24 protein-coding genes are annotated in these 25,464 nt (G+C 39.2%); 4 read left to right on the top strand and 20 right to left on the bottom strand.

Annotated elements, in window-relative coordinates; genetic code table 11:
* Window positions 1-41: 41 nt before the first annotated feature.
* Window positions 42-851: a TrmB family transcriptional regulator gene (locus FG383_RS03570; protein WP_142605477.1), complete on the bottom strand. Its 810-nt coding sequence runs from the start codon at window positions 849-851 to the stop codon at window positions 42-44.
* A gap of 288 nt (window positions 852-1,139) precedes the next feature.
* Between FG383_RS03570 and FG383_RS03565 the strand changes: the two genes are divergently transcribed.
* Window positions 1,140-1,613 carry a ribosomal maturation YjgA family protein gene (locus tag FG383_RS03565; protein ID WP_246096835.1) on the top strand — a complete coding sequence of 158 codons (474 nt, stop codon included), beginning with the start codon at window positions 1,140-1,142 and terminating at the stop codon, window positions 1,611-1,613.
* Window positions 1,614-1,890: 277 nt separating this feature from the next.
* Here FG383_RS03565 and FG383_RS03560 read toward each other — a convergent pair whose 3' ends face one another.
* From FG383_RS03560 to FG383_RS03530, 6 genes are all read right to left on the bottom strand, one after another.
* Window positions 1,891-2,751 (bottom strand): aminoglycoside 6-adenylyltransferase, encoded by an 861-nt coding sequence (locus tag FG383_RS03560; RefSeq protein ID WP_142605476.1) that lies wholly within the window; start codon window positions 2,749-2,751, stop codon window positions 1,891-1,893.
* 31 nt (window positions 2,752-2,782) lie between these two features.
* Complete coding sequence (locus tag FG383_RS03555) at window positions 2,783-3,217, bottom strand: hypothetical protein (protein WP_142605475.1); 435 nt, start codon at window positions 3,215-3,217, stop codon at window positions 2,783-2,785.
* A 328-nt stretch (window positions 3,218-3,545) separates the two neighbouring features.
* Window positions 3,546-4,256, bottom strand: a complete 711-nt coding sequence (locus FG383_RS03545; RefSeq protein ID WP_142605527.1) for a class I SAM-dependent methyltransferase — start codon at window positions 4,254-4,256, stop codon at window positions 3,546-3,548.
* 171 nt (window positions 4,257-4,427) lie between these two features.
* Window positions 4,428-5,561: an alanine dehydrogenase gene (gene ald / locus FG383_RS03540; protein ID WP_142605473.1), complete on the bottom strand. Its 1,134-nt coding sequence runs from the start codon at window positions 5,559-5,561 to the stop codon at window positions 4,428-4,430.
* Window positions 5,562-5,615: 54 nt separating this feature from the next.
* The gene (locus FG383_RS03535) at window positions 5,616-6,986 is read right to left on the bottom strand and encodes an aspartate aminotransferase family protein (protein ID WP_142605472.1); all 1,371 of its coding nucleotides are present in this window, start codon (window positions 6,984-6,986) and stop codon (window positions 5,616-5,618) included.
* Window positions 6,987-7,067: 81 nt separating this feature from the next.
* Entirely contained in the window at window positions 7,068-8,531 is a 1,464-nt protein-coding gene (locus FG383_RS03530) for a CoA-acylating methylmalonate-semialdehyde dehydrogenase (protein WP_142605471.1), read from the bottom strand.
* A 150-nt stretch (window positions 8,532-8,681) separates the two neighbouring features.
* Here FG383_RS03530 and FG383_RS03525 point away from each other — a divergent pair, with 150 nt between their 5' ends.
* Window positions 8,682-10,337, top strand: coding sequence for a PucR family transcriptional regulator (locus tag FG383_RS03525; RefSeq protein ID WP_142605470.1), 1,656 nt, complete (start codon window positions 8,682-8,684; stop codon window positions 10,335-10,337).
* A gap of 32 nt (window positions 10,338-10,369) precedes the next feature.
* Here FG383_RS03525 and FG383_RS03520 read toward each other — a convergent pair whose 3' ends face one another.
* The 12 genes from FG383_RS03520 to FG383_RS03465 all read right to left on the bottom strand — a co-directional run bounded on the left by FG383_RS03520 (window position 10,370) and on the right by FG383_RS03465 (window position 21,310).
* Window positions 10,370-10,954, bottom strand: coding sequence for a C45 family autoproteolytic acyltransferase/hydrolase (locus FG383_RS03520; RefSeq protein WP_281285269.1), 585 nt, complete (start codon window positions 10,952-10,954; stop codon window positions 10,370-10,372).
* Window positions 10,955-11,216: 262 nt separating this feature from the next.
* Window positions 11,217-11,969: an SDR family NAD(P)-dependent oxidoreductase gene (locus FG383_RS03515; RefSeq protein ID WP_142605468.1), complete on the bottom strand. Its 753-nt coding sequence runs from the start codon at window positions 11,967-11,969 to the stop codon at window positions 11,217-11,219.
* Window positions 11,970-11,981: 12 nt separating this feature from the next.
* Window positions 11,982-13,526: an alanine/glycine:cation symporter family protein gene (locus FG383_RS03510; protein ID WP_142605467.1), complete on the bottom strand. Its 1,545-nt coding sequence runs from the start codon at window positions 13,524-13,526 to the stop codon at window positions 11,982-11,984.
* Window positions 13,527-13,590: 64 nt separating this feature from the next.
* Complete coding sequence (locus tag FG383_RS03505) at window positions 13,591-14,283, bottom strand: SDR family oxidoreductase (RefSeq protein ID WP_142605466.1); 693 nt, start codon at window positions 14,281-14,283, stop codon at window positions 13,591-13,593.
* A 43-nt stretch (window positions 14,284-14,326) separates the two neighbouring features.
* Window positions 14,327-14,926, bottom strand: coding sequence for a short chain dehydrogenase (locus tag FG383_RS03500; RefSeq protein ID WP_142605465.1), 600 nt, complete (start codon window positions 14,924-14,926; stop codon window positions 14,327-14,329).
* Window positions 14,927-14,950: 24 nt separating this feature from the next.
* Window positions 14,951-16,183 (bottom strand): NAD(P)/FAD-dependent oxidoreductase, encoded by a 1,233-nt coding sequence (locus tag FG383_RS03495; protein ID WP_142605464.1) that lies wholly within the window; start codon window positions 16,181-16,183, stop codon window positions 14,951-14,953.
* On the bottom strand, window positions 16,177-16,503 hold the full coding sequence (locus FG383_RS03490) for a (2Fe-2S)-binding protein (protein WP_142605463.1): 327 nt from the start codon (window positions 16,501-16,503) through the stop codon (window positions 16,177-16,179). Before FG383_RS03490 ends, FG383_RS03495 begins: the two co-directional genes overlap by 7 nt.
* Window positions 16,484-16,771, bottom strand: a complete 288-nt coding sequence (locus FG383_RS03485) for a (2Fe-2S)-binding protein (protein ID WP_142605462.1) — start codon at window positions 16,769-16,771, stop codon at window positions 16,484-16,486. The genes FG383_RS03490 and FG383_RS03485 overlap by 20 nt, the downstream gene beginning before the upstream one ends.
* A 12-nt stretch (window positions 16,772-16,783) precedes the next feature.
* On the bottom strand, window positions 16,784-17,572 hold the full coding sequence (locus tag FG383_RS03480) for an aspartate/glutamate racemase family protein (protein WP_142605461.1): 789 nt from the start codon (window positions 17,570-17,572) through the stop codon (window positions 16,784-16,786).
* Between the two features lie 71 nt (window positions 17,573-17,643).
* The gene (gene dapA, locus FG383_RS03475; RefSeq protein ID WP_142605460.1) at window positions 17,644-18,543 is read right to left on the bottom strand and encodes a 4-hydroxy-tetrahydrodipicolinate synthase; all 900 of its coding nucleotides are present in this window, start codon (window positions 18,541-18,543) and stop codon (window positions 17,644-17,646) included.
* 36 nt (window positions 18,544-18,579) lie between these two features.
* Window positions 18,580-19,764: an NAD(P)/FAD-dependent oxidoreductase gene (locus FG383_RS03470; protein ID WP_142605459.1), complete on the bottom strand. Its 1,185-nt coding sequence runs from the start codon at window positions 19,762-19,764 to the stop codon at window positions 18,580-18,582.
* 28 nt (window positions 19,765-19,792) lie between these two features.
* Complete coding sequence (locus FG383_RS03465) at window positions 19,793-21,310, bottom strand: aldehyde dehydrogenase family protein (RefSeq protein ID WP_142605458.1); 1,518 nt, start codon at window positions 21,308-21,310, stop codon at window positions 19,793-19,795.
* Window positions 21,311-21,560: 250 nt separating this feature from the next.
* Between FG383_RS03465 and FG383_RS03460 the strand changes: the two genes are divergently transcribed.
* Both FG383_RS03460 and FG383_RS03455 read left to right on the top strand, forming a co-directional pair.
* Entirely contained in the window at window positions 21,561-22,427 is an 867-nt protein-coding gene (locus FG383_RS03460; protein WP_142605457.1) for a LysR family transcriptional regulator, read from the top strand.
* A gap of 458 nt (window positions 22,428-22,885) precedes the next feature.
* Window positions 22,886-24,295: an amino acid permease gene (locus FG383_RS03455; RefSeq protein ID WP_142605456.1), complete on the top strand. Its 1,410-nt coding sequence runs from the start codon at window positions 22,886-22,888 to the stop codon at window positions 24,293-24,295.
* 201 nt (window positions 24,296-24,496) lie between these two features.
* On the opposite strand, the gene FG383_RS03450 is transcribed toward FG383_RS03455, so the two are convergent.
* Window positions 24,497-25,426, bottom strand: a complete 930-nt coding sequence (locus tag FG383_RS03450; RefSeq protein ID WP_142605455.1) for a DMT family transporter — start codon at window positions 25,424-25,426, stop codon at window positions 24,497-24,499.
* Window positions 25,427-25,464 lie beyond the last annotated feature (38 nt).

Here is a 25,464-nt window from a genome sequence, read left to right as displayed (position 1 = left end):
AAATAACTACTATGAAATAGGGTAAGAAAAGACGGTTCAAATTACTTGAACCGTTTTCCTGTAACAACATGATACAAATCCTTGTTGTTTTTCCAGAGAGTTTCTACTTTCTGAGGACCCAATTCTTTCGTTAATTCCGCAAAAATAATGTCATGTCTTATGTATTCCATCGCTATTAAAACAAGTGCCGGGTCCTGAGTTACTACTGCCCATCCAGTCGCAATAGGAGAAAAGTTAGCAATTAACACTTCTTCATTATCCCTTGCAACAATCGTTAATCGACCATTCATTCTTTCCTCTGCTACTTCAGGAGCAGTGTAATCATGATGTGTAGTTACACCTAATTTCGTATTAGGTGTCCCAAATAGCATGGAAAAGACATGTAATCCGTCTTTTACCCGTTTATTTACAGAATCTTTTATTAATCCTACTTGAGGCTCCCAAATCGACAGCCATATTTCTTCTTTTGCTCTACCAATAATATCAATCATTTCGGCAACAACATGTTCATCGCTGCTAATACGATGTATTACATCTAGTTCCTGTTCACTCTCTAATGCAGCTAAGTTTTTTTCTAGAAAATCGAATGATTGTTCGAAGTTGTTACGCAATCGATTGATTAATTCTTTTGCCGGTAACGGTGCATAAGTAATAGGTTCAGAAGGTACTGTATAAATAGCACCTTTATCTAATAATTTCCCCAACACTTCGTAAATCATGGACCTTGGTACACCAGTTCTTTTGCTTATCTCATATCCAGTTATAGGAGAGTTTTTTAATAGACCAATGTATGCTTTACATTCATATTGTGAAAAACCTAACTTCTGCAGTTCTTTGTAAATTACGTCCACAAACACCCTCCTAGTTGCTTATCCCTCGAAATAAACGAATCATTTCTTCGCATTTTTAATTAGTAGTTAGTATAATACTTACTAAAAAAATAATCAAGAGCTTCTAATAATTTTCAACACATTAGAAAAGTTTGACAATTAATATGGTACGAAAAATCGGATTTCTTTTTCCAAAAAAAAAATTTAAGTGCCCCATGTATAAACTTCCTAATCAAGCCTTGCTTCCGTCATATAAAACTTGTATATTGAAAATGAATGAATACCAATACATTCCAAAGAGTGATCTAATTGACTACTAAAAATGAATATAGCAAGTTACGTTACCGGAACATGCGGATAGCTTATTTTATTGCAGTTATTACTACCATTTTCTTAGGTTTAGCCTCCAGAAAGTTCAGTCATTTTCTTCCTTCTTTTATAGTGCAAAACGCAGGAGATATGATCTGGGCTATGATGGTCTATTTAGGGTTCCGTTTCCTTTTCATACGTAAAAGCATAATCATAGCGATTTTCCTCAGTCTCTTCTTTAGCTCTGCTATTGAATTTAGCCAACTGTATCAAGGGAATTGGGTTAAAGAGATTCGTGGTAATTGGTTAGGGGCACTTATCTTAGGCAAAGGATTTCTTATGGTAGATCTGATACGATATGTAATCGGCATTATGTTAGCGACTTTCTTGGACAAAGTATCGCTTAGATTCATTCAGCATACACATTTCAAAAATCAATCGAATGAAAACGAAACAAGAAGTAAGTTCCGCTAACTTGTCTAGATAATTCTTATTGAAAATCCTTTTTTCAAGGTTCTACTTGATATAGAAAATGATCATATTAAAAAAGACTGGCTAGTGCTTCTATAACAACCAGTCTTAGTAACAAAATAGATCGCGTCAAAGGTGATCAGCACATTACGTAGTAAACAGTTTTCTGCTTGAGAGCTCAGGGGCTTGTTTGAAAAAGTATACGACAACGCTAAGATAGCAACAATCAGTGTAAAGAACCGACTACCTATCTACGGTTCGCATCCCTTAGTAGAAAATATTAATCTTCTTGGGATAAACCTTCTACATGTTTTAGATATGCATTCACTTTTTTATCCTCTTCATACGGATAGTTGAAGTCTAAATTATCAGCAACAAACATTGCAGTACTACGAAACAGATCGCACATGACAAACAACGAATTCCAAATACTCTCGTAACTTCCATCAGGATATGTGGAAAGAAGTTTTTGCCAATTTTGTTTGGAAAGATAATTCTCCAAGTATTTACCACTTTTACCTATGCTAACGGAGTAATCTGTTTCAATCCCAACCTTCCACTCAAGCATTTTAAATAGCATGGGTCTAACAAAATTATTTAGATGATCTACAGCATAAAGAATTTCTTTTCTCCACAACCCTTTTGCCACATAAGTAGATACCCACCAAAATTCATTGCAGCAATCTGCAAAAAAATCAGCGGATGGTCGTTTTACCCAATAATCGATATCCGTCGGGGCCGGGATTTCCGGTAGACAGCTATCCTTGTCCATTAAAATAAGCGTTAACTTATCTTCTTTGCAATATTCGTCCTTTTCCTCTATTGGTATTAATGTTAAATCGATTCGATTTCCATCTATAAATAACATTAGATAGGAAAATCTTCCGCCTAATGAAGAAGGAAACATAGACATATTTTCCGGTGTTTGCATCATAATTCGCTCACCAAAAATATCTATCCAGTTTGAATCATCTATAAAAGAATTGATTTCCGTCACAAGGTAGACAATATCAAAGTCCTGAAAAATATCTTTCTGGGCGTTCGGATTTGTTCTTGACCCATTCATTCCGACAGCGCGAATTCGTTTGTCTCGTTCTGCTACTTTTAAAACTAAATTCATAATTTGCTGTTCTGTTCGCATCTATTCACCTCCTGTATGAATCCTTCCTACATTATTCAAGCTCATTTTCCATATGTTCTAACATATCTAAGTTTTTGTTTGTCGAATATCCTCTTTGAAAAATACTGCTTTCGTTCTCTACCCAATATTCATATAAAACATCTGGTTCATTGTTAAAAGTTACCGAAATATAGTATGGATTTAGATGTTTGTTGCCATCTTCCCGATGAGGCACTGTTGAAATCTCCCATTCTTCTGTTGGGTAATGTTCTGTTAAATACACATTTAACATTTCAACTTTTTTGTTAATTTGTGTGTCAATCCAATAAGGTCGTAAAATATAAAATAAACCAAATGCAATGGAAGCGGCTAAAGCTAATAATAAGCAAAATTTTCGCCACTTCCCTTTTAAAAATAGGGATACGATTATGATTACAGCAATGGTACCTCCTACAAACATTAGCTCCATAATTTCTACTGGATGCATCGTATCTGCCCTCCAAAAAAATTGATGTAAAACACTAGTCAGATCTTAATTTCATATTTGATAATCTACGCCTTTAAGATTTTCTTCTATATGTTTATGTATGTACAAACTTTTGCTTCGCTATATCAATCTCTTGTTTTTTTCAAAATAAAAAGTTCCCTAATAAAAGCTCCTATAATAGTTGATAGTAAGATTGTACTTATTAGATTTATAGCCCTCACAAATGTATGTGGGCTATAAATGATTTGGATACACTGGATTATAATAAGTACGCTCCAAATGCTACATATGATTATTATTTTTCTAGGTGTAGTTTCTTTTCGCTTTTTCATTTATTTCTCACTGCTTTCCCAATGAAAAAATGCGGATTTTTCATTAACCTTTCATATTTATCTGGTTCCATCAGTTGAAATGCTTTCGTCGGTTGAGGCTCTACTACTTTCACCAAAGAAAAATACGCCAATGTTTCGTTCAGTATTTCTTGAAGCGGTCTTCGATAAAATGGAACATCAATCAGCTTTCCTTCTCTTTTCCATTGATCGACAAGAAATTCAGTGGAAAAGTAGTTGCCATTCTCAGATAACTTTATATCCATAAATGGATGATGGATGGAAAATAGTAACGTCCCATTTGGTTTCAATATTCGACGAAACTCGCTAAAAGGCTTGCTCCAATCCTTTAGGTAATGCATAACTAGCGAACTCACAATGAGATCAAAAGATTCATCTTCAAAAGGTAGTTCCTTCTCTAAATCTAAACATAAAACATCCGCATTTTCGTCGATTCGTCTCTTTGTGGCTTCTACCATTTTAGGACTAATATCAGTTGCAGTGACATTAGCACCTAAGTTAACTAACTGAGATGTATACCACCCCGCTGCACAGCCAGCATCTAAAATACGCTTATCTTTCAAGTCAGCTGGAAGTAACCTCATCATTGCAGGTCGTTCATATTCCGTGTTAAATAAACTTTTTGTATCTACATTATGTTCATAGTCATTAGCTAACTTGTTATAGGTTTCTTTCACACTATAATTCATCATACACCTCAATAAATAATATTTTGTGCCGCAATAATAATTATATGTATTCAATAAATTTTTCCAAAAACCTTCTTTTGTCGTTTGAATAAGAAAAAGACATTACTCTTTTTAAAAGTAATGCCTCATTTTGCGTATCATGTATTTATTACTATTTGGATTTATACCAATCTATTGAAGTACATATTCCTGCTTAAGTAGTTCATGAACTGATTTGTATTCATAACCAAGGTCTTCTGCAACCGCCTTGTACGTAACATGACCGTTTAATATGTTAACCCCTTTAGAAAGTGGCTCATTATCAAGACATGCTTTTTCGTACCCTTTGTTAGCAATTTGTAAAGCGTATGGGACTGTCATATTCGTCAAAGCCATCGTCGATGTGTACGGAACTGCACCTGGCATATTAGCAACGGCATAGTGGACGACGCCATGCTTTTTGTACGTCGGGTTATCATGCGTTGTAATACGGTCCGATGTTTCAAAAATGCCGCCTTGATCAATGGCAATATCTACAAGTACTGAACCTGGACTCATTGACTTAATCATCTCTTCCGAAACGAGTTTAGGAGCTCTTGCACCCGGTATAAGAACCGCCCCAACAACTAGATCAGAATTTTTCACAGATTCTGCTATATTAAATGGGTTAGACGCCAGTGTCTGAACATCATTTCCAAACAGATCTTCTAGCTGACGAAGTCGATCCACACTTAAATCGATAACGGTAACCTGAGCACCCATACCAACTGCAACACGTGCAGCATTCGTTCCTGCAATCCCGCCGCCGATAATTGTCACTTTTCCGCGTGATACACCAGGAACGCCTCCTAATAGAACACCTTTCCCGCCATGGATTTGTTCCAGGAACTGTGCACCAATTTGAGTAGCCATTCGACCAGCCACTTCACTCATTGGCGATAACAGTGGCAGCGTATTATTCGGCAATTGTACTGTTTCATAGGCAATTGCAACGACTTTATTGTCAATTAAGGCTTTCGTAAGTGACGGCTCTGCTGCTAAATGTAAATAGGTGAAGAGGATAAGCCCTTCTCGAAAATAGCCGTACTCTTCTTCTAATGGTTCCTTTACTTTCATCACCATATCAGCTAGCCATGCCTCTTTTGCTGTCTTTACAACAACGGCTCCTTCGCGGCTGTAATCTTCATCGGTAAAACCGGATTTCAAACCAGCCCCTGTTTCGATGAAGACTTCATGACCAGCAGTCTTCAATGTTACGACCCCACTAGGTGTCATTGCCACACGATTTTCATTATTTTTTATCTCTTTTGGAACGCCGATTTTCATGTATATTTCTCCCCAATCTTTTCGAATAGATATGTTGTTTCCCCTTTATGCAGGTTAGCCTTTAAAAGATTCGTTTTCTTTAAACACTTTCTTTAGAACTGCGACGATAAAATCGAAATCTTCATCTGTACAAGATAGTGGCGGGCTAACTGCTAGAATATTGTTAAAGCCGGCAACCGTATCGCCATTTCTTCCAATGATAAGCCCATTTGCCTTACAATCCCCAATAATTTTCGCAACACGCGCATTAGAGGCAGGTTCCTTTGTTTCTTTATTTTCTACAAGTTCAATACCAAGAAGGAAACCAAGACCACGAATATCACCAACAAATGGGTGGTCTTTTAAGCTTGCTAGCTCTTTTAGGAGACGCTCCCCAAGTTCAGCGGATCGTTCGAAAAGATTTTCTCTTTCCATAATTTCCAAGTTCTTTAATGCAACCGCACAAGCAGCTGGATTTCCACCAAAAGTATTCACATGACGGAAGTGGCTGTTTTCTTCTCCTGTATCGAATTTTTCGTAAATATCTTTTCGAATTGCAGTTACAGATAGCGGCAAGTAAGCACTTGTCAATCCTTTTGCCATTGTAATAATATCTGGCTTCAGATTGAAATGTTGATGGCCAAACGCTTTCCCAGTCCGCCCAAAACCACAAATTACTTCATCGACAATAAGTAAAACACCATGACGGTTACAGATCTCTTGCACTTTTTCCAAATAAACAGGATGTGGAATTAGGATACCCCCTCCTGTAATAAGCGGTTCCATAATAATTCCTGCAATCGTCTCTTTTTGCTCCCAAATGATCTTCTCTTCAAATTCCTGAGCACGTTGAATATTGTATTCTTCGATAGATTGTCCTGCAGGTTTGCGGTAATTATCTGGCGGTGCTACATGTAAGAATCCAGGTGCAAGCGGCTCATATTTGTATTTCCGTAATGCCTGCCCAGTCGCTGCCAATGCCCCCATTGAACTTCCATGATAGGCACGATAGCGTGATATGAATTTGTAACGGGATGGTTCCCCATTTTGCTGATGGTATTGACGTGCTAGTTTAAATGCTACTTCGTTTGCATCAGAGCCACTATTTGAATAAAAAATCTTATAGTCATCACCAAGCATTTTGTTTAATTTTTCTGCCAACTCAATTGCAGGTCCGTGGCTTTGAGTCATTGGTACATACGCTAGCTTTTTCATTTGCTCGTATGCTGCTTGCGCAAGTTCTTCACGCCCATAGCCAACATTCACTGCCCACAGTCCAGACATCCCGTCAAGAAAACGGTTGCCGTCATGATCTGTAATCCATGCTCCTTCTCCACTTTCTACGACCATCGGAGGATTCTTTTCGTTGTAGGCAGAAATGTGATGCCATACATTTTCACGGTCTTTTTGCACTAATGATTTTGTCGTTTCTTTTGCTGTTGTCAATTTCTCCACTCCCTTTTTTTACTGAAGCCTGCATAGGCAAGCTCCAGCCTATTTAGCTTAGTTTGAACGAATACTTTATAATCAGTGACGCGCAGTTAACATTTTCTTGCGCGTGTAAAACTCTACCCCATCACGGCCATTCGCATGAAGATCGCCGTAGAAAGATTTCTTGTAACCTGAGAACGGGAAGAATGCCATTGGTGCAGGTACTCCAAGGTTGACACCAAGCATTCCTGCATCGATCTCTTCTCTGAACTGACGGATTGCTTTTGCGCTATCCGTAAATAAGCATGCCCCATTTGCAAACTCCGATTTATTTGCAAACTCGATTGCTTCCTCCAATGTATCAACCCTTACAATGGACAATACTGGAGCAAAAATTTCTTCTTTCCAAATCTTCATTTCCTGCGTCACATGATCGAAAATGGTCGGTCCAACAAAATAACCGCCTTCCGAAGTAGACTTATCGCTACGACCATCGCGTAACAGTTTTGCCCCTTCTTCAATGCCTGATTGGATATAATTTAGCGTTTTGTCTTTATGTGAATCTCTAATGACCGGACCAAGGAATACCCCTTCTTCTAAACCGTTACCTATTGTTAGCTTATTTGACTCATCCACTAATCTTTCAACTAATCCATCCGCTACATCGCCAACTGCAACGACAACCGCACAAGCCATGCATCTTTCCCCAGCAGATCCAAATGCAGCATTTATAATATTTGTTACTGTTAAGTCCATATCTGCATCTGGCATAACAATCGTATGGTTTTTTGCACCCGCTAATGCTTGAACGCGCTTACCATTTGAAGTTCCTGTTTTATACACATATTCCGCCACTGGCTGAGACCCAACAAACGATACTGCTGGAATATCCGGGTGGTTAAGGATCCCGTTTACGATATCATGTGCCCCATGTACGATATTAAAGACCCCTTCTGGTAGCCCCGCTTCTTGTAGTAATTCCGCAAGACGGTTTGCCAAAAGTGGTGTGCGTTCTGATGGTTTTAGAATGAATGTATTTCCACTCGCAATCGCAAGTGGGAACATCCAACACGGCACCATCATTGGGAAATTGAAAGGTGTAATTCCTCCGATCACTCCAATTGGATAACGGTACATGCCAGACTCGACATTCGTTGCAATATCTGGAAGTTGTGTTCCCATCATGAGTGTCGGCGCACCAGCTGCAAACTCTACACATTCAATCCCACGCAATACTTCACCATACGCTTCGTTGTAATTTTTTCCGTTTTCAATCGTAATAAGCTTCGCTAACTCATCCCAGTTTTCAGTTAATAATTGTTGATATTTGAATAAAATTCGGGATCGTTGTGGTACAGCTGTTTTTTTCCATTTAGCAAAAGCTTTTTTTGCAGCCTTTACTGCGTTATCCAAATCTTCTTGTGTAGAAATCGGAACTTCTGCAAGAATTTCCCCCGTCGCTGGATTCGGTACTTCTTCATATTTATCTGTCGTTGATTTTACCCATTGTCCATTGATGAAATTTGTGAGCGTTTTCTTTTCTACTACTGTCGTTGTCATATTTATTCCTCCTATTCTATTTCTCTTGCTAGTTAATACTATTTTCGTTACACTTCATAATATACTTTACAAAGTATTTTGACTATTGTCACTTTACACTATGTAAAATGATGAGCTTATTATTTTTACGTTATGGGAGGCATCTTTTTAATGAATGAATTGAATTTGACTGTTCGAGATGTTCTTTCTCGTGATTCGTTCAAATGTGCGAAAGTTATTGCGGGAGAAACTGGCTTGGATCGGCAAGTGAAATGGTCACATGTGTTAGAAGTTAATGACTTTGAATCATTAATAAACGGAGGCGAAATGATTCTTACTACAGGAGGAGGTCTACAACCCGATCTTCTTAAACAATTAGAATATGTGATGAAGTTGATAGAAAAAGATGTCGCATGTATTTGTATAGAGTTGGGAATTTACTTCAAGGAAATTCCATCTGAACTCATTGAACTTGCAAACAAGCATTCTTTTCCGATTATCACATTTGAGAATACCGTGAAATTTGTTGATATTACGCAAGACCTTCATACATTTATCATCAATCAACACCATCAAATGCTTTCACAGCTCGACACGCTGTCTAGGAAATTCAATGCTTCGTCTCTTACACCTAACGGTATTTTAAAAATCTTACTGGAGCTACACCAGTTTTTTCAACAAGCTGTTATATTCATTTCCGATAATGGAAGGTCCTATTATTACCCATCCGAATGTAAAGAATTAGAAACAAACATCCGAACTTATCTTGAAATTTCTTCATCTGTCCATACAGAACCGAAAATTTTTACACTTGATGAGCAAGCATTCGCGCTTATGCCAGTTGAAGGACTTGGACAAACCTGGGGGTATCTGTGCCTCCAAGTGAAGCAATCCATGTCAGACGATTTTACCTTCCTTATTTTGGATCGTGCAGCGCTTGCTATTGCACAAATTTTGTTGCGTAACCGAACGATTGAAGAACGTAAACAGCATAGCGAGGATGAGTTTGTCCAAAACCTTTTAAACGGTCGAGATGTTGATCAGGACGATCTACAAACTTATTTGCCTGCTACTAGTCGCAATATGTATTATAGAGTTTTTATCATTCGAATGAATTTTCCTGAGTCAAGATTCGATGAAGAAGATTGGGAAGAAATTAAACTGCAACGGTCGATGATGATCCGTACACTCTTTAAACGTCATGGTTTTTTCCCAGCTGTTTCTTCGAGTAAAAGTGAAATATCTGTCATCGCTTCTTTTATCGCCGCGGATCATTTAAAACTGGACAAGGACCGGTTTTCTCAAATCATTCATAGTATTATGGCCATGAAAGAGAATCACTTTATAGACCGGAAAGAATGTTCGTTTGGTGTCAGTATGGTGTATAAAGAAATTTCAGATGTAACAAGTGGTTATGAAGAGGCAAATGAAGTACTGCAACTACTCCAAGCGACAATTTTGGACTCAAACTTTTATGAAGACCTTGGCGTATATCAAATTTTGCTCCCGTTAAAAAAGAGCGGATGTCTTGAAAATTATGTTCAAAATTATTTGGGACCGCTTATTGATTATGACGAGAAAATGGAAAGCGACCTTTTAGAAACACTTTCTGTTTACCTAGAATATATGGGTTCCAAAAAGGAGGCTGCGGAACGCCTTTTTATCGTCAGACAGACGTTATATCACCGCATCGAAAAGCTGGAACAACTTCTTGGAGAAGACTTTATGAAACCTGCAAATCGTCTAGCTCTCGAAACTGCCATTAAAGCGTACGGTCTATTAAAAGGAAAAGCTTACCCAAAGAAGAAAGTCGCCACTGCTCATTAAAGCAAGGCGACTTTTTTTTCTTGTATACAAATTCAACAAGTTATTGTTGAATAAACCTCTTTCCTTAAACAAGGATTTCCTAATATGACAGAAACCTTGTTGTTGGTTAAATCCATCACAATACTAAAAACAGTTTCCATGTTTTCATGTGATAACTTGGTTAGATTTTCATGTCTGCAAATAGAATCAGGATAGTTATCGTGATCAGCTAATAAAGAAAAGATATCACTAGCTTCTATATCACTACTTAGCGAACCTACAAGTTTATCAATGGCTTTTAGGCGATGGTAGGAATCATCATGAGGCTTATCAACAACTACCTTTTGCATAGCTGGTGCGCAAATATGATTCGTATGGATAAGCACCCCATTTTCTGGTTTAATTTGTGCGGTATAAATTGGTGAAACCTCTACACTTATTATTTTCTTCTCTCTGGAAGCGATTAAAAAATGCGCAGGCGAAGCCATCTGGTTGTGACTAACCGCAGATAATGCTTCCTCGAACGTAAAAGAATCTAAAATTGCCCGTAATCCAACATGGATCGGAACTTTTGGCTCACAAGTACGCGTCATTAATGCATTTAAACATACTCCTAGCCCAGCATCATTACAACCAATCTATTTAACTAGACAAAGTGTAAATGCTTCATCTAATAATTTATACAGATTGCCTAGGTGTAGAGGAAACTACACTTATCCCGTTTGAACTACCTTTCACTACGAACCTATAAAGCTGCACTGTTTACCAAGAAAGATAATACACTAAGTAAAGAACTTCACAGTTTTAGACACCTTCAAAAATATTAAAATTTTAATACTATAATAACAAAAGGAATTGAGTTGTCCTAATGACAACTCAATTCCTTTTGTTATTACTCATTTACTTAACCGAATAGCCACCATCTACAAAAATCTGCGTCCCAGTTATGAACGAAGACTCATCAGACGCTAAGAATATTGTTGCCCCAACAATATCGCTTGGTTGCCCAATGCGTTTTAACATCGTAAGATCTGCCTCCTTAGCGACAACTTCTTCGTCTTGCAAACGTGATCCGGTTAAGTTCGTTTGAATGGTTCCTGGAGCTATTGCATTCACTCGAATATTGCGGTGCCCTAGATCTAACGCCATATGTCGTGTCATAGCAGCGACTGCCCCTTTCGAAGCACCATACTGTACTGCATTTGCTTCTGCCAAAACAGAAGTCGTGGAAGACATATGAATAATGCTACCGCCACCCTGTTCATCCATAATTCGAGCAGCTTCTTGACTGCAAAAGAAAACACCTTTTGCGTTCACATCCATTACTTTATCATAATCTGATTCTGTCAATTCAAGAAAAGGTTTTCTAATCGTAATCCCAGCATTAGCTACCATAATATCTAACCTAGAAAACGCTTTCATTGATTTGTAGATTAATTCTTTAACGGAAGCTGGGTTTGCAACATCTACTTCTACGGCCATCCAATCATCTTTGCCAGCACCGGATTGGCTAGCCACTTCCAATGCAGCGTTGATATTAATGTCCGCGAATACAACCTTTGCCCCTTCCGCAAGAAATCCCCTGGCAATGGCAGCCCCATTTCCTGAACCTGCACCTGTTACGATTGCGACTTTATCTTTTAATCTCATCATACCGCTCCATTCTTATACTTTTTCTGGTTGACTTGCTTTCACTAGTGGCTGTAATTTACCGCTAGGAGACTGGTCAGTTCTACTTTTCTTAAGTTCCATTCCATTATCCAACGTATCCGTTTTAAACTCATTTTCCCAGAAATCCGCGTTCTTTATCCCAAGTTTCACTGGATCAAATACGGGATCTTTCCCAGCTTTTTTCTGTTCCCTATAATCTTTCAGCACTTTCAATGCTGGTTTAGTAAGAAGTAGTATAGCAATTATATTCAAATAAGCCATACTTCCTAAACCAATATCCCCAAGTGTCCAAGCTGTACTTGCAGAAACGATACTACCAGTTAGTGCAAAAAATAGAATACCAAACTTCAGTAGATATCCTAACCACGCTCTACCGTTTTTCTTATTTCGATTAATAAATGCCAAGCTCGTTTCCGATTTGTAGTAATAGGCAATCATTGTCGTAAAGCAGAAGAAAAATAAAGCAATCGCTATAAAAGAATATCCAAATCCTGTTAGTACAGAATCCACTGCGAGCTGAACATTCATCGATCCAGCTTCGACTCCAGGTACATTGGTTGCTAGTGCTTCGGAACCAGATGGTTTTACATTATACATGCCCGTGATTAAGATTATAAACGCTGTCGCCGAACAAATAACCCATGTATCGATATAAACAGCCATAGCCTGTACGAGCCCTTGCTTAGCTGGATGTGATACTTCGGCAGCAGATCCTTCGAATGTCTCGCCACCCGATCCAGCTGCATTTGAGAAAAATCCACGCTGAACGCCCCACGCAATAGCAGAGCCGACGATTCCACCGAATGTCGCTTCAGCACCAAAGGCACTAGAAATAATTAATTTAAAAACTGCTGGAATAGCAGTTAGGTTAGCACCTAGTATAATTATACAAACTACTAAATACCCAATTGCCATGATTGGTACTAACCATTCCGAAACCTTTGCAATTCGCTTTACTCCTCCTAAAATGATCAGAGCTAAGAGGATCACCATTGCTAAGCCTGTAATAATCGGTGGAATGCCAAATGCACCTTTCATGGATGCAGCAACTGTATTTGACTGAATGTTCATGAGCAAAAAACCGTTTGCAACAATCGTTAAAACTGCGTAAGCAAAAGCAAACTTCTTGAGCCCTAAGCCCTTCTCAATATAATAGGATGGCCCCCCACGATATTCCCCATTTAGTTTGCTTTTATAAACCTGACCGAGTGTAATTTCAATAAAGGAGGTGGCTGAGCCTAGAAATGCCATTAACCACATCCAAAAAATGGCACCGGGTCCACCTAATGCAATCGCAGTGGCTACCCCTGCAATATTACCTGTCCCGACACGACTCCCTAAAGACATAGAGATTGCTTGAAAAGAAGAGACCCCACTTTTAGAACTTTTCCTTTGAAACATCAACTTGAACATATCTTTTAAATGAGTCACCTGAACAAATTTAGTCGCGATCGTAAAAAACAAACCAACCGCTAGAAAGCAGTAAATAAAATATTCATTCCATACCATCCCACTGAGCCAATTGAAAAAATCAGTCATAAACATCCCCCTTTTAAGTTTGAATAATCAGATACTTTAACAGAGTTACTTTCTATGCTTTTCATTAAATGTGATTCAAAATGGTTATATCTGTTACACATAGATGTCTTCGTGGCTTTAGATTTTCAATAATGATTTCAGCAACATCTTCAGGATCCATATAATTATTCAGTTGAGCTTCGGGATGATCATCTCCCCATAAATCCGTTTTCATATTCCCCATAAAGACGGAGAAAATCTGTATATTGGAATTTTTTAGTTCCAATGCGATCGCATCTGAAAAGCCGCGCACACCAAATTTACTTGCGCTATAGACACTTTCCGTCGCTTTTGCTTCTTTTCCGGAAGCGGAAACAATATTTACGATGCTCCCTTTATTTCGCTCCCTCATTCCAGGTAATACTTCCCGTGTGCAATAGATTGTTCCTTTTAAGTTCGTATCAATCATTTGATTGATTTCTTCTTCATGTAGTTCTTCTAAATGCTTAAAAACCCCTACACCAGCATTGTTTATTAAGCAGTCAATTGAGCCACGTTCTTCTCGTATTTTCGCCATAACATTTTTAATACTTGTGGTAGAAGTCACATCTACTTCATAGATAGAATGATTGCCCTCCAGTTTCGAAGCGATCCTGACAAGTTTATCTTTCTTTCTGCCAAGTAAACATACATGATTCCCAGATGCTGAATACTTCCTCGCTAAAGATGCGCCTAGACCACTTCCTGCCCCCGTAATAACAACTGTCTTTTCTATCATGAGTTCCTCCTTTATGGTAAAGCTCATTAATATGAGCCAGTTTTCAATAAACGGTATAACTTTGTCCTGTTTGAGCTCCTAAAATGCTCTTTCTAAAAGCAAGGGCAGCTCGCTTTGCCGGAACGGGCTCGTAGCCTTCAAAAGACGAACCATACTTTTCCTTCGATTCTTCCAACATATTTGGACTTACACTGTTAATGCGAATTCCTCTTGGAAATTCAATAGCTGCTGATTTAACGAAAGCTCGAACACCGCCGTTTGCCATGGAAGACGAAGTTCCTTTTAGAATAGGGTCATCCATTAATATTCCCGTAGTTAACGTAATGCTACCTTTATCCAGGATGTACGGTAAACCGAGTAGTACTAAGTGCACTTGACCAAGAAGTTTACTATTAACAGCAATGCTATTTAGTTCTGGGGTTAGTTCTTCAATAGCCCCAAAATGTGCCGCACCCGCCGTGCAAACGAGTGCATCTATTTTCCCAACCTCCTCGAACATGCTTCGAATGCTGTCGGTTGATGTGATATCTACTTTAATAGGAGAATTTTTTCTACTTGCTTGAATAATTTCTGCTGTATCCTTCATTTCGTGTACTACTGCAGTCCCAAGTGTCCCATTGGCACCTACTACTAATAATTTCAAATCTGCTCCTCCAATCCCATTTTCTTATGAAACAGAGACTTCTTGCTTCATTCTCAGTTCGTCTAGTGTAAATTGATGGTATACAGTGTCACGCGCTTCCGAAATGCCTGGTTGAAACTGGATGAGCGCCTCAGCCCTAGTTTTTCGGACTTCCTCCATCGCTGTCGTTAGTGCTAATTCTATTTCTTGACGCTTGCCCTTCCATTCGGAAGCGATTGCTAGACCCGCTACTTTCCCTTGAGCCATTGCAACTTTTGCACTTTCTACTCCCGTTATATTTCCTGCAACAAAGAGATTCGGCACGTTTGTTTGCATTCGTTCATTATGTACAGGCACATGACCACCAAGTTCCTGTACGTATTTGAAGGAACATCCTACAATCGACGCAAGCTCTGACATCGGCGCTAACCCTCCAGCTATACAGACAAAATCAGCTTCCGTTACTTTTTCACTTCCTGGAATCACTTTTCCGTCCGATGAAATAGTAACCGTCTGCACACCTGTTACATGGTCTTCACCCATTATTTCGACAGCTGCTGTCTTCAGCCGAATAGGAATTCCAAACAGCTTGATCCCCCTTCTAGGAAAGTACTTGATGGCGAAACTTGGGTTTATGAACTTTCCAAGCTTACCGGCCTGACGCAAAATAACGGTTGGTGCTAAGTGCGTTAACTTCATTAACGATGCTAGTACTTTTTCCGGTATACCTGCGTCTTTTGATATTGGACCCACTGCTGGCAGAACAATTTCTTTCACCTTTATTCCACATAATCTCAATTCATTTGCAATCGCCATAGACAATACGTTTGCTCCGATTATGACACATGTATTTCCCGGCTTCACTCGATGGACATTTCCCATCACTTGTGCTGCCCCAATAGACATTACTCCCGGTAGTGTCCATCCAGGTATTGGAATAGGTGTTTCTGTTGCTCCTGTCGCTAACAGCAGTTTTCTTGCTTCTATCATTCCTTGAGAAGTATAAACCGTCCAACCTGAAACTGATTGGCTAATGTCGACGACGGAAACTTCACACTGTATATCAACTCCGGCTCTTATTGCTTTTTGATGAAGTTTCTCGCCCATTTCCATTCCGTTCCACCATTCGCCGTTTGGCTCTTGATGAAGTTGACCGAGTAGACGACCACCTACTTTCGGAAACTCATCAATCACTTTGACGTTAAGACCTTGCTCAGCCGCTGCAATCGCCGCTTTCAAACCCGCTGGTCCCGCCCCAATAATTAGTAAGTTCAACAATGTGATTCACTCCCCTTCTTAAAAACAGAAAGCGAATAAATGTCCATACCTTCTGAAACGGGTGTTAAGCAGGCTCTAACAACTTTTCGTTCGCCTACTTGAACTCTACATTCAAAGCAGTGACCAATATTGCAGTAGATCCCTCGGCCATTTCCACTCTCTTCGTGATTCCGTAATGTTTTTATGCCTTCAGCCATCATTGCGGATGCAATGGTGTCCCCTTCATACGCTTGAAAAGGTTGGTTGTTGAAGTAGATTGTAACCCGATTTCGCTCTGGAAGGTTTCCAAGAACCGGATGATTAACAACTCTCATTCTCATGGTATACCCCTCCTAACGCTCCAAAGGTTATAGGACGAACTGGAGGGCGGTAACTCAGCTGAATATCATCCGTAATCACCTTTTGGTTTAAATCAGCCACAATTGTATCGATGACATGTCGACAAGTTCTTCCTCCGCAATACCCCATTCCTGCTCGCGTTCGAAGTTTTACCTCACGGGAGGAGCAACTATATTGATAAACAGTGTCATTGATTGTCTTTAATGATACTTCTTCACATCTGCATATTATCGTCTTCTCATCGCTCATTTTGAGAACCCCCTAGATGAACCCGTCATATGGTCTTTGTGCAGTCGCCATATGGGCCCAGCGAATCATCGTTATAAAATCATAAACCGGTAGTCCGACTGCCCGTTGAATATCTGCTGCGTATGGCGGGAGATCGCTGCACTCCAATAGGATTGCCCCGATATCCGGGTTATCACGAACAAGCTCCAAAGCCGCACTTACAACTTCTTCACGCACCACATCATTATCAAAACTACCTCTACTTTCAATGATTGCGGAGAACTCTGGTAATCTACCTAAATCCTTCACAACGACATAATCTGGATTGTCTATGCCACAACTTTTATATAAAGATGGTGTAATACCATGACTATCTGCTGTTAACATACCAATACGTTGAGTCGATTTTAGTCCCGTTTTAATCCATGGCAATTGCACGACACTTGATAGAAACACAGGTATATCAACGGCATTTGCTACTTGTTCTTGAAAATTGCCGAAAAAACCACAAGCTCCACATATAACCCGAGCTCCTTCAGCCTCAAATTGCTTGGCTGAACGAATGACATCTTCGACAAGCATTGGATCTCCTACGTGAATTCTTTCTTGAGTGCAATTTGGTACAACTTTTAATACAACAGGAAAGTCATAGGTTGCGAGATTGGCGACATTACCTGGTAAAATGGGATACCAACAATCATCTAAATACAAAATACCAACAGAAAAACCTGAGATATACTGTCCTTTCTTCATATGCACTTTCGACTGTCTTCCTTTTTCAATAAAACCATATTCTCTTTTGTTTACAGTTTGCATAGCCATGCTGTCAATCCCACCTTTAGATTTATGAATAAAAGGAGAGAGAATAGCTTTTTAGCTATTCTCCAAAACTATTAGACTGGGCTCACTTCATAGCCAAGTTCAGAAAGTGTAATTTGCATTTTTTGTTTTAATTCTTCAGAGGCAGGTACGAGTGGTGAACGAACCGTTCCACCTCTCAGCCCAATCATGTCAAGACCAGCTTTTACAGGACCTGGGCTAGGCTCTGCTTCCACATAGTCATAGAGTGGGAGAAGCTTTTGGTTGAGTGCAATCGCTCCTTCAATATCTCGTTCTTTTGTGAATAAGTCATAAAGCGCAACGATTTCTTTTGGAATAAGATTCGGAATGATGCCTGTTGCACCATGACCTCCAACAGCTAATGTCGGTAAAATTAGATGTTCGTATCCTGTCAGTACAGAGAAATCTTTCTGATCTTTTGTTAGACCGATCACTTTACATGTATGTTCTTGGTCTGTTGTATTTTTGACACCTACAATCCCTTCAATTTTGCTTAACTCAGCGATCAACTCTGGAGAAAGCTCCACCCCTGTTGCAGATGGATAATGGTAGATGACAATCCCGATGCCGGATTGCTCTGCAATTGTTTTGTAGTAGTCGATGATGCCTGCTTCACTCGTCTTCATATAATAAGGCGTAATGACAAGCGCGCAATCTGCGCCAATTTCTGCTGCATATTTCGTTAGTTCAAGCGTTTCTTCCGTTCTATGGGCACTCGTTCCAGCCATAATCGGAACACGACCATTCGAAGCATCGACTGCTGCTTTTAAAACAGATTTACGCTCCTCAAGTGACATCAGTGAATATTCACCTGTACTACCACCTGCAAGAAGACAGTGGACTCCGCCATCAATTAGGTGCTCGATCAATTCGTTAAACGCCTCAAAATCTACCTTTCCTTGTTGGTCAAAAGGGGTTGGCATTGCTGGGATCATTCCAAATGGTTTATACATAATTAATTCCTCCAATTTTTTTATCTATTAATAGTTTCAAACCTTTTCCAATAGTTTGTAACGTGAAAAGTTTAACCTGTCTATGTTAAAGTCTGTTTCTTGTCCGGTAATTAGCTGCGTAACCATTCTTCCGGTAATAGGTGCCATACTAATGCCATCACCTTCATGACCACTTGCTATAAAAAAGCCCGGCACCTCTTCGACTTCAGAGACGATTGGCAGATGGTCGGCCACCCACGGACGAATGCCCGCATAAGCACGAATACAATTGATATCTTTAAGGATTGGTAGAAAACGAATAGCTCGCTCAGCAATTCCACGCATGACATCATTTTCCGAGCTAATATCATACCCTTTAAATGCACGATGACCACCTAACAAAAAGTTATCGGCTTCTGTTGGTTCAATCGTAAAAGCAATATTATTATCTTCTACTAGTTTACTAACTGCGCGTTTATAGGTAATGTCTTCAAATTTGGAAAGCATGTAACCAAATTCATGCACTTTTTGATTGACAATTGGCTTTGTTTTTTCCGAGATTAGAACCATACCTTTTCGTGGACGTATAGGTATATCAATTCCTACCATTTGCCCAATCTTTGCTGCCCAAACACCTGCACAGTTCACAATACGATTTGTATGAATCGTTGTTCTATCCGTTATAACGGATTCCACACGTCCATCAGGACTTTGTGTAATTTCTCTTACTTCATGGTTTGTGAACAGCTTAAGTCCATATTTTTTTGCTTCTTCTATAAAAGCAAAGCACACCAAGTAAGGATTCATCGTGGAATCGACTTCTGTCCAGATTCCACCTCGTAAGTCTTTTGCCAAATAAGGTTCAATCTCCAGCAGTTCCTTGTTATCGACCATTTTCATGTCATACCCATCAGCTCTTTGTTGGGCAACATAATCTCCCGCAATTTCAAGTTCTTGTTCCGTTTCACAAACATACAAGCTCCCTCTCGATGAGAATTCAAAATCAAATGAGAACTCTTTTGCTAACTCTTTATAAAGCTGGATACTTTTAAATCCCATCTCCGTATCAATGCCGGGTTTTTTATCACAAATGAGTGCTACCGCATCACAGCGACTGGATGTTCCGTGTGCAATGTCGCCTTTTTCTACAAGTGCCACGCTGTAGCCTGCTTTGGACAAATGATAGGCAACACTGGAGCCGATAATACCAGCACCTATGACGACAATATCAAAACTGGTCATGAAGGACCTCCTTACTCCACATTACTAATCACCCCTTATACCATCCAGACGGTTGTACATGGAGAGCGATGTTAATCTGTTTTGTCAGTAAATACTCTTCAAAACCGTAAGTTCCTAGATCTGCGCCGATTCCACTTTGTTTGTAGCCACTCCAAGGTGCCTCGTTAAATGTGGGATGATAGGCATTGATCCATGTAATGCCGGCTTGCAGACCACGGATAACACGTTGTGCTTTCGCTCCATCATTGGTAAATACGGCAGCGGCTAATCCAAAGTCAGTACCATTAGCCAACTCTAACGCTTCTTGTTCTGTTTCAAATACTTGGATCACTAGTACTGGACCGAAGATCTCCTCCTGAACAATACGCATATTCGGTTTTGTGTTTGTAAAAATCGTCGGCTCGATAAAGTTGCCTGTCGCAAGTTCACCATCCGTTATTTGATTTCCTCCGCATAACAGCTCCGCCCCCTCTTCCATACCAATTTTCACGTAGTCTAACACGCTCTGCATATGAGCTTCTGAAATAAGAGGACCCATTTCCGTGTCTTTATGCCAACCTGGTCCGATTTTAATTTTTTTAGCTCGTGCAACAAGCTCGGGTACAAACTTGTCGTAAATAGATTTCTCGAGAAGTAGACGTGAACCTGCGGAACAAACTTGTCCTTGACCTGCAAATATCGCAAGTAGGGCATAGTCGACTGCCGTGTCGAAATCGGCATCCGCAAAAACAATATTCGGTGATTTTCCGCCAAGTTCCAGACTTACCTTTTTAATCGTATCGGCTGCATCTTTCATTATTTGTTTGCCTGTCGACGTACCTCCAGTGAAGGAGATTTTATCCACATCCGGATGATTGACAAGTATGTCTCCAATATCCGCCCCCGAACCGAGCAGTAAATTTACAACACCGTCTGGAAAGCCGACTTCATCTAGAATCTCAAACAATCGAATAAGCGTTAGTGGTGTTTGCGAAGCAGGCTTTATGACAACTGTACAGCCTGCTGCTAACGCTGCCGACATTTTCTGGGCAGCCATGACGAGCGGATAATTCCAAGGAACGATTTGTGCAACAACGCCTATCGGTTCACGAACAACCATCGCTTGCATCTCATCTGGTACCTCATAGGTTTGACCATGTGGTTTTGTAGCAAGACCTGCATAATATTTAAACTGATTGATGGCGTCTTCAACATCTCCTAGAGAATCCTCATATACTTTCCCATTGTTTAATGTCTCTAGCATGGCAAACTCTTCTTTGCGTTCTTCTAATTTACTTGCAACTTTCAAGAGTAGGTCTGCTCGTGTTCGGGCATAAACTGTTTTCCAACCATTTTTATAAAAAGCGTCTTTGGCAGCTTTTACAGCTATATCTACTTCTTCAGCTACTCCTTCTGTTACTATCGCTATGACTTCATTATTTGCAGGGTTTATGATTTCCCTCGTCTTATTTGAAACACTTGTAGTCCAGCTTCCATTCAAATACATTCTTTGAATTGCTGTTTTTTCCCTAAGGACCGTTTCAAATTTCTCAATCGTTATTGTCATACTCACTTTTCTCCCTTCTAACTAGAATGTTCTACTTGGTTTTCAATCAGATAACGCTTTCATATTTTTCAGTCTAAGTAATATTGCCATATATCAGCCTCCTACTAGGTAGCGAATATAACAATTTTCCATTCAAGGTTACTAGTTTTCCTTGACTTGTTTTCAGTATAGTCTGATTATTGTAATTAGTGAAACGAATGTTTGTAATACTTTATATTAATTTTATTCATGTTCAAGGAGGCTGGGTGTAGTGACCATTCAAAGGTATGAAGTTTTTAATAAAGTTGTTCAATTACAGAGCATCACTAAGGCAGGTATCGAATTAAACCTCACGCAATCTGCGGTGAGTCATGCGATTAAAAGTCTAGAAGATGAATTGGGGTTGCATTTGTTACTCCGAAATCGAACAGGGATTAAACTAACGAGTGAAGGGGAAAAAATATATGAGCATACACTTACGATCATTCATGCTCACCATAACTTGCTTCAGGATGCATACGCATTAAACGGATTAGATTCAGGAGTTATAAAAATAGGAACATTCGCTAGTGTAACGACGCATTGGCTTCCTACTATACTGAAGGAGTTTAAGAAGAAACATCCCGAAATCATCGTTGAAATATTGGAAGATGATTACGAAAGTCTAGAAAATGCGGTCCAGTTAGGGGAATTAGATTGTTGCTTCACAACCCCAACTACTAAGAAAAATATTGAATTTTTACCATTACACAAAGATAAGTTGTTTTGTATCGTCTCAAACGACAGCCCTTTACAAACACAAACAGCAATGCGTATTGAGCAACTCGAGGAATACCCATTAATTAAACCTAAAAGAGGTTGGGATAGTGAGGTTATAACTTTTTTTAGCAAATTCAAAATCGACCCAATTATTAAATTTGAAATTTCGGATGACCAGTCAATCATTGCTTTGGTACAAGCAAATATCGGGATCAATATCCGACCTGAACTTGTTTTAAAAAACGCTCCAGATGGTATTACAGCGCTTGAATTTGAAGAAGAGGCTTATAGAATTATTGGTTTAGGTTTTACAAAGCAGACATCGCATGCGACTAAAAGCTTTATCTCCATAGTTAAGGAAATCTATCAAACTATATAAAAAAGAAATGAAATAAAAAACGGACAAGTAAATGTCTACATAAATTGATTAAAAATGTATTTTAAAGGGGAACCACTAGCAATAAGATTAGCAGTTTAGCTTTTGGTTAGTGGTTTACCGAAGTAGTGAAGCAAGTTTCGTTCGAAGGAATTCTTTATATCAACTATATACTAATAGATTTTCCCCTCACATATTCTTACTTTTGCACTTTAGCTATGAGTCTCTTTAACACTCTGTATAATTCAATTTCATATCCATTTACAACTTGTCCAGAAAAATTTATTTTGTTTTGTGTATAATTTAACTGACAACTTATAAGAATATTCTAGAAAATGAAAGCGCTTTTTTGAAGGGAGGTAATAATACTTGCACATCAATTTATGGAGAGGTTAAGCTAGATTTACAAAAAGTATAGACATTTTTTGGGGGAATCACGACTTTCACAAGGGGGAATGTAAATGACGAGTCAACAAGGTCAGTTAAAATCGGACTTGAAGATCCGACATATTAGTATGATTTCAATTGCAGGTGTAATCGGAGCAGGTTTATTTATCGGTAGTGGTGCAGTAATTAACGCTTCTGGACCAGGGGCAATTCTATCTTACACATTTGCGGGAGCAATTGTCGTATTGGTTATGAGAATGCTTGGAGAAATGGCGGCTGCCTATCCGACTAGTGGATCGTTTGCAACATACGCAAACGAAGCGATAGGACCTTGGGCAGGCTTTACTATCGGTTGGTTATATTGGTTTTTCTGGGTCGTCGTCATTGCGATCGAAGCGATTGCGGGAGCGGCGATTATGCAATATTGGATTCCAGATTTCCCACTTTGGTTAATGGCACTCATTTTAACTGTTTTATTAACGCTTACAAATCTTTTTTCCGTGAAGTCTTTTGGTGAATTCGAATATTGGTTTTCACTTATTAAAGTTATTAGTATCGGTTTGTTTCTTGTTCTCGGTCTTTGTGTCATTTTCGGTTGGTATCCTGGCGTAGGGGCTCCTGGTACTGCGAATCTATTAGGGGAAGGTGGATTCATACCTACTGGATTTGGTTCAGTTCTACTAGGAATCACAGTTGTTATCTTTTCATTTATGGGGACTGAAATAGTTGCAATTGCGGCTGGTGAATCCGATCATCCTGGAAAAGCTGTACGTATTGCCACCAATAGCGTTATTTGGCGAATTCTTATCTTCTACATTGGGTCCATTGCTATTGTCGTCACATTATTGCCATGGAACTCTGCCAACATTCTTGTCAGCCCATTCGTTGCGGTACTTGATTACATCGGTATACCAGCAGCGGCACAGCTTATGAACTTTGTTGTTTTGACTGCCGTTCTTTCTTGTTTAAATTCTGCTTTATATGCAAATTCTCGGATGTTGTTCGGTATGGCTAAGAAAGGCGATGCGCCAAAAGCGTTTTTGAAACTAAGCAAAAAAGGTGTTCCTGTTCGAGCAATACTATTCAGTACATTGTTTTCATATATTGCAGTGATCTTTAGTTATACTTCTCCTGACAAAATATTTTTATTTTTAATTAATTCATCAGGGGCTGTGGCGCTATTAGTCTACCTCGTAATCGCGTTCTCTCATTTACGGATGCGAAGAAAGTTAGAAAAGGAGAACCCTGAGGCACTTCAACTTAAGATGTGGCTATTCCCTTACTTGACGTATGCAACGATAATCGTTATCACGGGAATCTATATCGCAATGCTCATCATTGAATCATTGCGCATACAAGCTCTACTCACTTTGCTGATCGCTGGCTTGACCATTATTTCTTATTTCATTTTTGTTCGTAAGAAAGATAGAGTCGGGGAATTGCAGGAAGGTCTTTTACAAGCTTCCTCAAGGACGATTCGCTAGTCCTAATAGAACAGACGGTATCGCTTCGTGTAGCGATACCGTCTTTTTCGAATCATTATTCAATTAGCTTTTGGATACGCTTCGCCACTAATATACCTGTCTTTCATAATAATTACAAAGAGGAAGCTCATGACCGGCAATTATAATATGAGTCCTCGTAAAACCGTTACTCTTATTAAAAGTTACGGCTCATTTTGGATCTCATGTGCTCTTCTCCAAATCTCTAGTAAGATCTATACAATCTATTCTGTTATTCTTTTCTACATTCAACTCTTCTGCACTATCCTTCTTTTTAATAGTGGACAAGGTAATGCTGAGCAGTACTAGAATAGCACCTATATATTCTTTTAAACTCATGATTTCTTGTGCAAACAAATAACCAAAAAAAGCGGCGAAAACAGGTTCGAGAGAAAAAATAAGACCTGTACGTTCAGGAGATGTATATTTTTGTGCTACGGTTTGCAGTATAAATCCTAGAGCGCTACACAAAATGCTAAGTGCTAGTATGGCGAACCAGCCTTTCGTTGAACCCGGCAATGTTGGTGTTTCAAAGATGAAGGAAAAAACTAAGCCGAATAATCCTGCGAACCCCAATTGTAAAATCCCAAGATTTAACGTATCTACTTTTTGAGCGGCGAAGCCTACCACAATTATATGCGCGGCATAAAAGAATGCCGCTGCCATACATAAGAAGTCACCAATCGTTATGCTAAAAGGGAGCTGAATAGTTAGAAAAGCAATCCCTATTATCGCAAGCATAATGCTAATCGTTAGTCTTGCCTCTATTTTATTCTTCCATATTAACGCACTAATAAGCGGTACAAACACAACCGTCAAGCTTACTATAAAGCCTGCGTTAGAGGTGGTCGTTGTTTTTAATCCAAAAGTAATGGATGTAAACACGAGAAACAAAATAAATCCTAAAAGCGCCGCATATTTTATCGTTGTTTTATCAATGCGCAACAAACGACGGAAAAAAATGGCCCCCGCAAGGATAAAAGCCAATCCAAACCGAAGTGCGATCAAATTAAACTCCGCTATTGAATCCAATCCCATTTTCATAAAAAGGTAGGATGAACCCCAAAAAATTGTCACTAATAAAATCAAGAGATCTGCCTTTAATGGTTTCATTTTCAAAACCCCCTTTCTATAGAACAAATTCAGTATAC

The sequence above is a fragment of the Psychrobacillus soli genome, assembly GCF_006861775.1.
In the GTDB taxonomy this organism is placed as follows: Bacteria; Bacillota; Bacilli; order Bacillales_A; family Planococcaceae; genus Psychrobacillus; species Psychrobacillus soli.
This window is presented reverse-complemented; position numbering and strand designations above follow the sequence as displayed.